General features: G+C 69.5%; 8 protein-coding genes. 7 read left to right on the top strand and 1 reads right to left on the bottom strand.

What is annotated here, in order from left to right; all coding sequences use genetic code 11:
• The 7 genes from AC1DK4_RS32575 to AC1DK4_RS32545 form a co-directional block, all read left to right on the top strand.
• Window positions 1-216: SHOCT domain-containing protein (locus tag AC1DK4_RS32575; protein ID WP_477132019.1), on the top strand; the 216-nt coding region annotated here is incomplete at its 5' end.
• A 13-nt stretch (window positions 217-229) separates the two neighbouring features.
• Complete coding sequence (locus AC1DK4_RS32570) at window positions 230-1,753, top strand: DUF4178 domain-containing protein (protein WP_441612938.1); 1,524 nt, start codon at window positions 230-232, stop codon at window positions 1,751-1,753.
• A gap of 6 nt (window positions 1,754-1,759) precedes the next feature.
• Complete coding sequence (locus tag AC1DK4_RS32565; protein ID WP_441612939.1) at window positions 1,760-1,936, top strand: hypothetical protein; 177 nt, start codon at window positions 1,760-1,762, stop codon at window positions 1,934-1,936.
• Window positions 1,937-1,982: 46 nt separating this feature from the next.
• Window positions 1,983-2,360, top strand: a complete 378-nt coding sequence (speD, locus tag AC1DK4_RS32560; RefSeq protein ID WP_441612940.1) for an adenosylmethionine decarboxylase — start codon at window positions 1,983-1,985, stop codon at window positions 2,358-2,360.
• A 112-nt stretch (window positions 2,361-2,472) separates the two neighbouring features.
• Window positions 2,473-2,913, top strand: coding sequence for a Cd(II)/Pb(II)-responsive transcriptional regulator (locus AC1DK4_RS32555; RefSeq protein WP_441612941.1), 441 nt, complete (start codon window positions 2,473-2,475; stop codon window positions 2,911-2,913).
• Between the two features lie 601 nt (window positions 2,914-3,514).
• On the top strand, window positions 3,515-3,937 hold the full coding sequence (gene rnk / locus AC1DK4_RS32550; protein WP_441612942.1) for a nucleoside diphosphate kinase regulator: 423 nt from the start codon (window positions 3,515-3,517) through the stop codon (window positions 3,935-3,937).
• Window positions 3,938-4,383: 446 nt separating this feature from the next.
• On the top strand, window positions 4,384-4,734 hold the full coding sequence (locus tag AC1DK4_RS32545) for a hypothetical protein (RefSeq protein WP_441612943.1): 351 nt from the start codon (window positions 4,384-4,386) through the stop codon (window positions 4,732-4,734).
• 238 nt (window positions 4,735-4,972) lie between these two features.
• On the opposite strand, the gene AC1DK4_RS32540 is transcribed toward AC1DK4_RS32545, so the two are convergent.
• Window positions 4,973-8,095: an efflux RND transporter permease subunit gene (locus AC1DK4_RS32540; RefSeq protein ID WP_441612944.1), complete on the bottom strand. Its 3,123-nt coding sequence runs from the start codon at window positions 8,093-8,095 to the stop codon at window positions 4,973-4,975.
• Window positions 8,096-8,457 lie beyond the last annotated feature (362 nt).

Genomic DNA, 8,457 nt, shown 5'->3' with positions numbered 1-8,457 from the left:
GTGATGGGCCAGGCGATGGCTGGCGGGCTCGGCGCCGCCGCCGCGCCTGCCGTTGCTCCTGCCGCGCCCGCCGCGGCGGCACCGGCGGCACCGGCGGCGGCCGACGATCCCGCCGCGCGCCTGCAGAAGCTCAGGGAGCTGCTCGACAAGAGCCTGATCTCGCAGGCCGAGTTCGACACCGCCAAGGCCGAGATCCTGAAGAAACTGGTCGGCTGAGCACGCACGGCGCATGCAAGAAATCAACTGCCCGAGTTGCGGCGCGCCCGCGGCCTTCCGCTCGTCGGCCGCCGTGATGGTGGTGTGCGAGTACTGCCACAGCACGCTGCTCAAGGATGCCGACACGGTCAAGGACATCGGCAAGATGTCCGCCGTGCTGGAGGACTACACGCCGCTGCAGCTCAGTACCAGCGGGCAGTGGAACGGGCAGGGCTTCACCCTGGTCGGCCGCATCCAGCTGCGCTACGACGCCGGCTTGTGGAACGAGTGGTACCTGCTGTTCGACGACGGCAGCGACGGCTGGCTGGCCGATGCCTCGGGCCAGTACATGCTGACCCGGCGCGCCCCGCCGGACCCCGCTCAGGCATCTCCCGGCCAGCTCGACGGCGCGCCGCTGCCGCAGTACGAGCATCTTTCGCCGGGCACCAGCCTGTTCTTCGACAAGCACCGCTACCTGGCCAGCGATGTGCGCAGCGCGCGCTGCACCGGTGGCCAGGGCGAGTTGCCGTTTGCGGTCGGCGCGGGCTGGACCGCGCAGGTGGCGGACTTCCGCGACGAGGGCCGCTTCGTCACGCTCGACTACGCGCACGGCTATCCGCCAGCGGTCTATGCCGGCGCGGCGGTCACGCTGGACCAGCTCAAGTGCCAGCTGCTGCGCGAGCCGGACCAGATCGCCGGCACCGCCGACCGCTACCGCGGCAAGGCCGTGCCGCTGGCCTGCCCGGGCTGCGGCGGCGCGATCGCCTACCGCGCCGGCGTGGCCAGCTTCGTGGTCTGCCCGAGCTGCCACAGCCAGATCGACTGCACCACCTCCACCGCGCTGGTGCTGGAAAAGCAGCGCGAGCTCGATGCGCTCAAGACCAGCCTCGCACCGGGCGACACCGGCACCATCGACGGCAAGCCGTACACGGTGCTGGGCCTGATGCAGTGCACGGACAACGATGAGGACGAAGCTTCCACCTGGGTCGAATACCTGCTGTTCAACGAGCAGCGCGGCCTGCTGTGGCTGGTCGAGCAGGACAGCGGCTGGGACCGCGTCGAGGTGCTCGATACCTGGCCGCGCATGGTCTCCGCCACCGCCGCCAGCTACCAGGGGCAGAATTTCCAGCAGGGCTTCGACTACGAGAGCGAGGTGCTGTACGCGGCCGGCACCTTCAACTGGCGCGTGCAGGTGGGCGACACCACGCGCCTGACCGAGTTCGGCAAGCCGGCGCGGCGCCTCACGCGCGAGACTTCCGAGACCGAGATCGTCTGGACCTTGTCCACCACGGTGGCCCGCGCGCAGGTGGCGCAATGGTTCAGGTCCGTGCCCGCCCTGGCGCAGGCGGCCCGCGCGCCGCAGGCAGCCAGGCCGGCGGGCAGCGGCGCGGACCTGGCCTTCTGCCGCAAGAGCGCCAAGGTCTACGCCATCCTCCTCGCCATCCTCAACGTGCCGGTGGCCCTGGTCACGGACCGCGGATGGTTCACCATCGTGTTCGGTTTCCTGCTGCTGTGGGCGCCGATCTGGCTGGTCCAGCGCTGGGCCGGAAAGGATTGAGTCAGCGTGCGCCTGCTTTACCTCGTCTACGGGATCATCGTGCTGTTCGGCACCACCTTCTTCAATATCGGCGACAGCGGCCGTTCCGGGGCATCCGGCGCATCCGGCTATTCCAGCGCCCGCGGCTGGAGCGGCGGCTCATCCGGCTCCAGCGGCTGGTCCTCGGGCGGCGGACACAAATGAGAAGGGTGACACAGGCCAGGCCGATGGCGCCGACGGGCGCGCGGCCATGAACGCCCCGATGCTGCCTTGCCCGGCCGTGCTGGGCCACCACCTGCTGGCCGACCTGCAAGGCGTGGCCGCCGAGCTGCTGGCCGACGCCGCGCTGGTGGAGCGCGTGCTGTACCAGGCCGCGCGGGCCGCCGGCGCCACCGTGGTCGATGCACGCTTCCGCCATTTCGGGCCCGGCCTCGGCGTGACCGGGGTGCTGCTGCTGCGGGAGTCGCACATCAGCATCCATACCTGGCCGGAATACGGCTTTGCCGCGGTGGACGTGTTCATGTGCGGCGCCGCCCGGCCGGAACTGGCGGTGGATGTGATGCGCGCGGCCTTCGCGCCGCGCTCGCTGAGCGTGCGCGACCAGGCCCGCGGACCTGCCCCGGCCTGATCGCGCCATGCCGCCCGCGGGTGGCGAGACGCCGCCCGATGGTCTACACTCGTAGCTAACCCCGTAATTACTACAGGGTCTTTGCCTGATGCAGGCGTCACCCGGAGTCCGCATGAGAATCGGTGAACTGTCCCGCCACAGCGATTGCGACGTGGAGACCATCCGCTACTACGAGCGCGAGGGCCTGCTCGACGCTCCCCAGCGCGAAGACAACGGCTATCGCCGCTACGGCGACGCCCACCTGCTGCAGCTCAACTTCGTGCGGCATTGCCGCTCGCTCGGCATGAGCCTGTCCGATGTGCGCCGGCTGCGCGATTTCGAGCGCGATCCCACGCTCGCCTGCGACGATATCAACGCATTGCTGGACCGCCAGATCGACCAGATCCATGCCCAGCGCGTGGCGCTCGAGGCACTGGAAGGGCAATTGCGGGCGCTGCGCCACACCTGCGACCAGCCGCACCCCGCCAGCGAGTGCGGCATCCTGCAGAACCTGCAGCAGGCCGCGGCCGGTGCCGCGTGCGAATGCCACCCGCACGCCCAGGACCACCACTGAAGCGCCTGAACCCGCCGAAGCGGCCAGGGCGACGCATGGCGTCTTAAAAGAAGGCGCCGCCTGTGCTACGATCCCCTTTGCCAGCCGTGCACCCGGCTGGTGAGCAGGCGGCGGATCCGGCGCACGGAAATCAGGTTTCGCCTGCCCGAGTAAGCCATCGCTTTCGTTGCAGCCGCCACGCAAAGCGCGCTTGTTCCGGTTTTCCCCGCCGTTTCCGTATTTCGTTTCCGCGTTTTCCGACTTCCCACATTCCTGCCGCATGCCGATGATGCCTTGCTGCCTGCCGCCGACCGCTGCCGTGCTTGCCCGTACCGGGCAGGCCGGCGCGTGGGCGCGCGCGGCGTCGGCATTGCGCGCACAAGCCAACCAGGCCACGGCCTGCCGCCGGGTCAGCGCTCCGCCTGATCCCGCCCGGTTCCCAGCCTGACGTAACCCCACACGCAGGCAAGCGCCGAACCGGGCCGAGTCTCACCCTGTTCGCGGCTTTCCCGTCATTCCTGACGGCCTGAATCAATCCAATGACCTGGCAATACCGTGCCGATCCACAGCGGGTCGGGCCTGGGGGCCGGGGCCACGCATCGCCACCTAGCGAGGATCCATCATGACGGCTTCATCCAAGCAGCAGCAACCGACCCTTTACCTCACCGAACTCGATGTCACCCGGCTCGAGCGCATTGCCAGCCGCGCCGGCGCCGCACCGCTGGTGGAGATGCTCGACGGCATCCTGGAGCGCGCCGCCATCGTGCCGGCGGAAGCCATTCCCAAGGATGTCGTGACCATGAACTCCAGCCTGACGTGCGCGCTGGAGGGCGAGGCCACGCCGCGCAACTGGACGCTGGTCTATCCGGATACCGCGGATTTCGAGGCCGGCCGCCTGTCGGTGCTATCGCCGGTTGGCCAGGCGCTGCTCGGCGCACGCAGCGGACAGACCGTAAGCTACCGGCTGCCGGACGGACGCGAACAGAAGGTCACCGTGGTCGAGCTTTCTTTCCAGCCCGAGGCCAACGGACAGTTCACGCTCTAAAATAATCAGGGCCTCATGGCGCACATTTCGCAGATACGGGGACGCCGCCTGGCGGTACGCCCCGGTGCGATCCGCGGCTTCCCGGTGCGCGCCGCCTGCCTTGCCGAGGCAGGAAAAAGCTAGCGCCACGGCCTGCCCCGATCCTGGCCAGGCCGCCTCCAGCCTGGGTTGGCCGGCGCCCGGCACCGCCGCCAGGCGACCTTCCCACCACCCCGCACCACCGCCATTCGCGCTGCGCGTCGCCCATTCGCGGCGGCATGGGCGCCGTTCGTCCGTACTTCCAGCGTTTCACGACTCGCAACGCACCATTCGTCGCAGTGGTATTTCTCCTTGCCGAACCAACCACTAATCTTCAGTCCGTGCTCGCAGCGCAACATAGATTGCCGCAGCAGCTAGTAAAGCAGACCAAAAAAAAGACGAAACAAAATCAGTTGAAGGAGTCCCAAATGAATGCCAGACGCATCCTCGGCAGCGCCTTAGGCGTGTTGATCCTCGTTTCATCGGCCGCCGCGCTGGCCGCGCCTGCCGCCAGCAAGCTCGGCAAGTTCGACGTGTATGCCGACGCGCTGCGCACGGGCAGGTACGACGTGTACACGGACGGCGCCAAGCAAGGCAAGTTCGACACCTTCACCGACGGCGCCAAGCAAGGCAAGTTCGACACGTTCACCGATGGCGCCAAGCAAGGCAGGTTCGACACCTTCACCGACGGCGCGCGCGCCTTCAGCGGCGAAATCTCGGCCTCCTCGCTCGACAATTCGCGCTCGGGCGACGGTTCGCTCTACGGCTACCGGGTCTGACCCGGCACCGCGTGTCTCCTGGCGGTCACTTCGGTGACCGCCTCGCGTTACGGGCCGGCTGATTAGCCCGTCCAGTATCGCGACACCTGACGCGCCACCCCGCAGTACCGCTTTATCTCCCACCTGCCCGGCTGACCTCCTCCTCCTCTCTCTCCCGCCGGGCGGGTGATTTTTCCCCGCCGCCCGCTTTTCCGCTTTTCCGCATTTTCTCCCGCGCACCACCCGTACTCCGCACGTCTTACGACGGTGCCTGCTGCTGCCCGCGCCGCGCACGCCCGCGCCCGATCAGCACGTAGAGCAGCGGCACCACCAGCGCGCCAATCACGGTGGCGCCCAGCATGCCGCCCAGCACGCCGGTGCCGACCGCGCGCTGGGCCGCCGCGCCCGGCCCGCTGCTCACGGCCAGCGGCACCACGCCGAGGATGAAGGCCAGCGAGGTCATCACCACCGGGCGCAACCGCTGGCGGGCCGCCTGGCCGGCAGCCTCGACCAGCCCCATGCCGCCGCGGCGCAGCTGCTCGGCGTACTCCACCACCAGGATGGCGTTCTTGGCCGCCAGCCCCATGATCACCACGCCGCCCACCTTGAAGTAGACATCGTTGGGCATGCCGCGCAGCCAGATCGCCAGCAGCGCGCCAAGCAGGCCTGCCGGCACCACCAGCAGCACGGCCAGCGGCAGCGTCCAGTTCTCGTACAGCGCCACCAGGCACAGGAAGATGAACAGCATCGACAAGGCGAACAGCCACGGCGCCTGGGCGCCGCTTTGCTGCTGCTCGAAGGCGCGCCCGGTCCAGCGCACGTCGTAGGCGGCGCCCAGCTCGCGCACCCTGGCGGCAAGCCGCGCCATCGCCGTGCCGGTGCTGTGGCCGGGTGCCACCTCGGCGTTGATGCGCACCGAGGCCAGGCCGCCGAAGCGCTCCAGCGTGGCCTCGCCCGCGCCCCACACCAGTTCGGCGAAGGCGCCGAGCGACACCATGCCGCCGCGCGCGTTGCGCACATGCACGCGCGACAGGCGCGCGGGATCCATGCGGAAAGGCGCGTCGGCCTGCAGGATCACACGGCGTATGCGCCCCTCGCGCGCCACCTCGTCGATATAGCGCGAGCCGAGCGTGGCAGACAGCGCGTGATGGATCGCTTCGGGCTCCACGCCGAAGCTGCGCGCCTGCTCGTAGTCGATATGCAGGTCCAGCGCCGGCGCCGGCTGCGCGGTGGCCGCGCGCACCTCGCCCAGCGACGGCTCATCGTCGCGCTTGTCCCCGAGCGCGGCCAGCAGCTTGTCGCGCGCCGCGAACAGGGCTGCGCGGCCGGTGCCGGGCTGCGCCACCAGGCGCATGTCGAGCCCGCCGGTGCTGCCCAGCTCGGGCAGCGCCGCGCCGTTGTAGGCGTAGAGCTGCGCGCGGCCGCGTCCGGGCCACGCCTCCAGCCCCTCCGAGAGCCTGGCCAGCACGGCCTCGGCGCGGTCCTTGCTGCCGCGGCGCTCCCAGTCCTCCAGCGCCAGGAACAGGCTGGCGCGCTGCTCGCCGCTGCCGGAATTGCTCCAGCCCAGCACGGCAAAGCTCGATTGCACCGGATATTGCTGCGCGCGCAGCCATGTTTCCAGCTCCGCCACCATGGCACGCGTCTGCGCCTGGGTGGCGCCGGCCGGCAGCTCGATATCGATCACCAGCTCGCCGGTGTCTTCTTCGGGCAGGAAGCCGGACGGGATCTGCCACAGCAGCGCGCTGCCGGCGACGGCCAGCGCCAGGTAGACGCCCAGCCAGCGCAGGCGCCGCCGCTGCAGCGCCGTCACCCAGCCGGCGTAGCGGGTGGCAAACGCCGTGAAGCCGCGCTCGAACCAGGCCAGCGGCCCGCGCACCGGATGCTGCGCGTGGCGCAGCAGGCTGGCGCACATTGCCGGCGCCAGCGACAGCGCGAAGAACAGCGAGAACGCGATCGAGATCGCCAGCGTGACGGCGAAGTGGCGGTAGATCACGCCCACCGCGCTGCCCATGAAGGCCATCGGCACGAATACGGCGCACAGCACCAGCGTGACCGCCACCAGCGCGCCGGACACCTCGCGCATCGAGCGGCCCGCGGCCTCGGTCGCGTCCACGCCTTCCTCGCGCATGATGCGCTCCACGTTCTCCACCACCACGATGGCGTCGTCCACCAGAATGCCGATCGCCAGCACCACGCCGAACAGCGTGATGACGTTGAGCGACAGGCCGAGGGCATACAGGCAGGCGACCGTGCCGAGCAGCGACACCGGCACCACGATCATCGGGATCAGCGTGGCGCGCAGGTTGCCGAGGAACAGGTACAGGATCAGGAACACCAGCACCGCGGCTTCGGCCAGCGTGGCCAGCACGCGCCAGATCGAGCGGTCGACGAACTGCGCGTTGTCGGCGGAGATCGCATAGCGCACGCCGGGCGGGAAGTTGCGCATGGCGTCGTCCAGCGCGGCGCGCACGGTGCGCGAGGTGGCCAGCACGTTGGCGCCGTCCGCCAGCTTGAGGCCGATCGCGGCCGATACCTTGCCGTCCAGCGTCGAGCCGAAGCGGTAGTCGCTGGCGCCCAGTTCCACGCGGGCCACATCGCGCAGCCGCACCAGCGAAGCATCGCCGCCGCTGCGCACCACGATGCGCCCGAATGCTTCCGGGTCGCTCAACGGGCGCGGCGGGCGCACCAGTGCCTGGAAGGGCTGCCCCGGCAGCGCCGGCGCGCCGCCGAGCTGGCCCGGCGTGACATCGCCGTTGCGGTCCTTGATGGCCTGCTCCACGTCGGCGGCGGTAAGGCCGAGCGCATTGAGCTTGTCCGGGTCGAACCAGATGCGCAGCGCATATTCGGCGCCGTAGGGTTCGGCCTTGCCGATGCCGGGCAGCCGGCGCAGCATGGGCAGCACCGAGCCGGCGGCGAAATCGCCGAGCGCGGTCTCGTCGAGCTGGCCGTCGTCAGACACCAGGGAGACGTACATGAAGGGGTTGGCGCTGGCCTGGTCGACATAGATGCCGCCGCGGCGCACCGCCTCCGGCAGCAGTGGTTCGGCCTGCATCACGCGGTTGCGCACATTGACCTGCGCCAGCTGCGCGTCGGTACCCTGGCGAAAGCCCAGCGTCACGCTGGCGGTGCCGCCTTCGCTGCTGGCATCCAGGTAGAGCAGGCCGGGAATGCCATGCATCTGCTGCTCCAGCACGGCGGTGACCGCATCTTCCACGGTGCGCGCGGAGGCGCCGGGATAGTCGGCCGAGACGATCACGGTAGGTGGCGCCACCGCCGGATACTGGGCGATGGGAATGCGGGTGAGGGCGATCAGGCCCGCCACCATGGTCAGGATGGCAATCACCCACGCAAAGGCGGGCCGGCGAAGAAAAAAGGACGCCATGAAAAGAGACTCGGTGTTGGTCGCGCCGACGTGCCCGAAGGCCGCCGCCGGCGGCGGTGGAACAACGATCGGCGCGCGACAATGCGCGTGCGCGCCGGACAGCGAAGCACTGTTCTTTTGGGGGGAAGGCTGTCTTTGGCGCGGCTGTGTCAGCGGCGGCAGCCGGCCGCTGGCATCGTCAGGACGCAGCGCCGGACGACGGGCACGCGGCAGCGTGAATCGACGGAACCGGCAATCGGAAATCGGGCCGGCAGCGCGGAGCAGTGTGTCACGCCTGCGGCTTCCCGATCACTGGCATGGCCGCGATTATAGACACGGCGTGTGACGCGGACAATCTTTGCGTGCCCGATTGTCCACATCAG

The sequence above is a fragment of the Cupriavidus sp. 05N38 genome (assembly GCF_056397345.1).
Note: the sequence above shows the minus strand (reverse complement) of the source record. Positions and strands in the feature narration are given on the sequence as shown.

Excerpts from the sequence above, each read along its gene's own strand:
- AC1DK4_RS32555 (WP_441612941.1), top strand. The coding sequence starts at position 2,473 with ATGAGAATCGGTGAACTGTCCCGCCACAGCGATTGCGACGTGGAGACC.
- speD (WP_441612940.1), top strand. The coding sequence starts at position 1,983 with ATGAACGCCCCGATGCTGCCTTGCCCGGCCGTGCTGGGCCACCACCTG.
- AC1DK4_RS32545 (WP_441612943.1), top strand. The coding sequence starts at position 4,384 with ATGAATGCCAGACGCATCCTCGGCAGCGCCTTAGGCGTGTTGATCCTC.
- AC1DK4_RS32570 (WP_441612938.1), top strand. The coding sequence starts at position 230 with ATGCAAGAAATCAACTGCCCGAGTTGCGGCGCGCCCGCGGCCTTCCGC.
- rnk (WP_441612942.1), top strand. The coding sequence starts at position 3,515 with ATGACGGCTTCATCCAAGCAGCAGCAACCGACCCTTTACCTCACCGAA.
- AC1DK4_RS32540 (WP_441612944.1), bottom strand. The coding sequence starts at position 8,095 with ATGGCGTCCTTTTTTCTTCGCCGGCCCGCCTTTGCGTGGGTGATTGCC.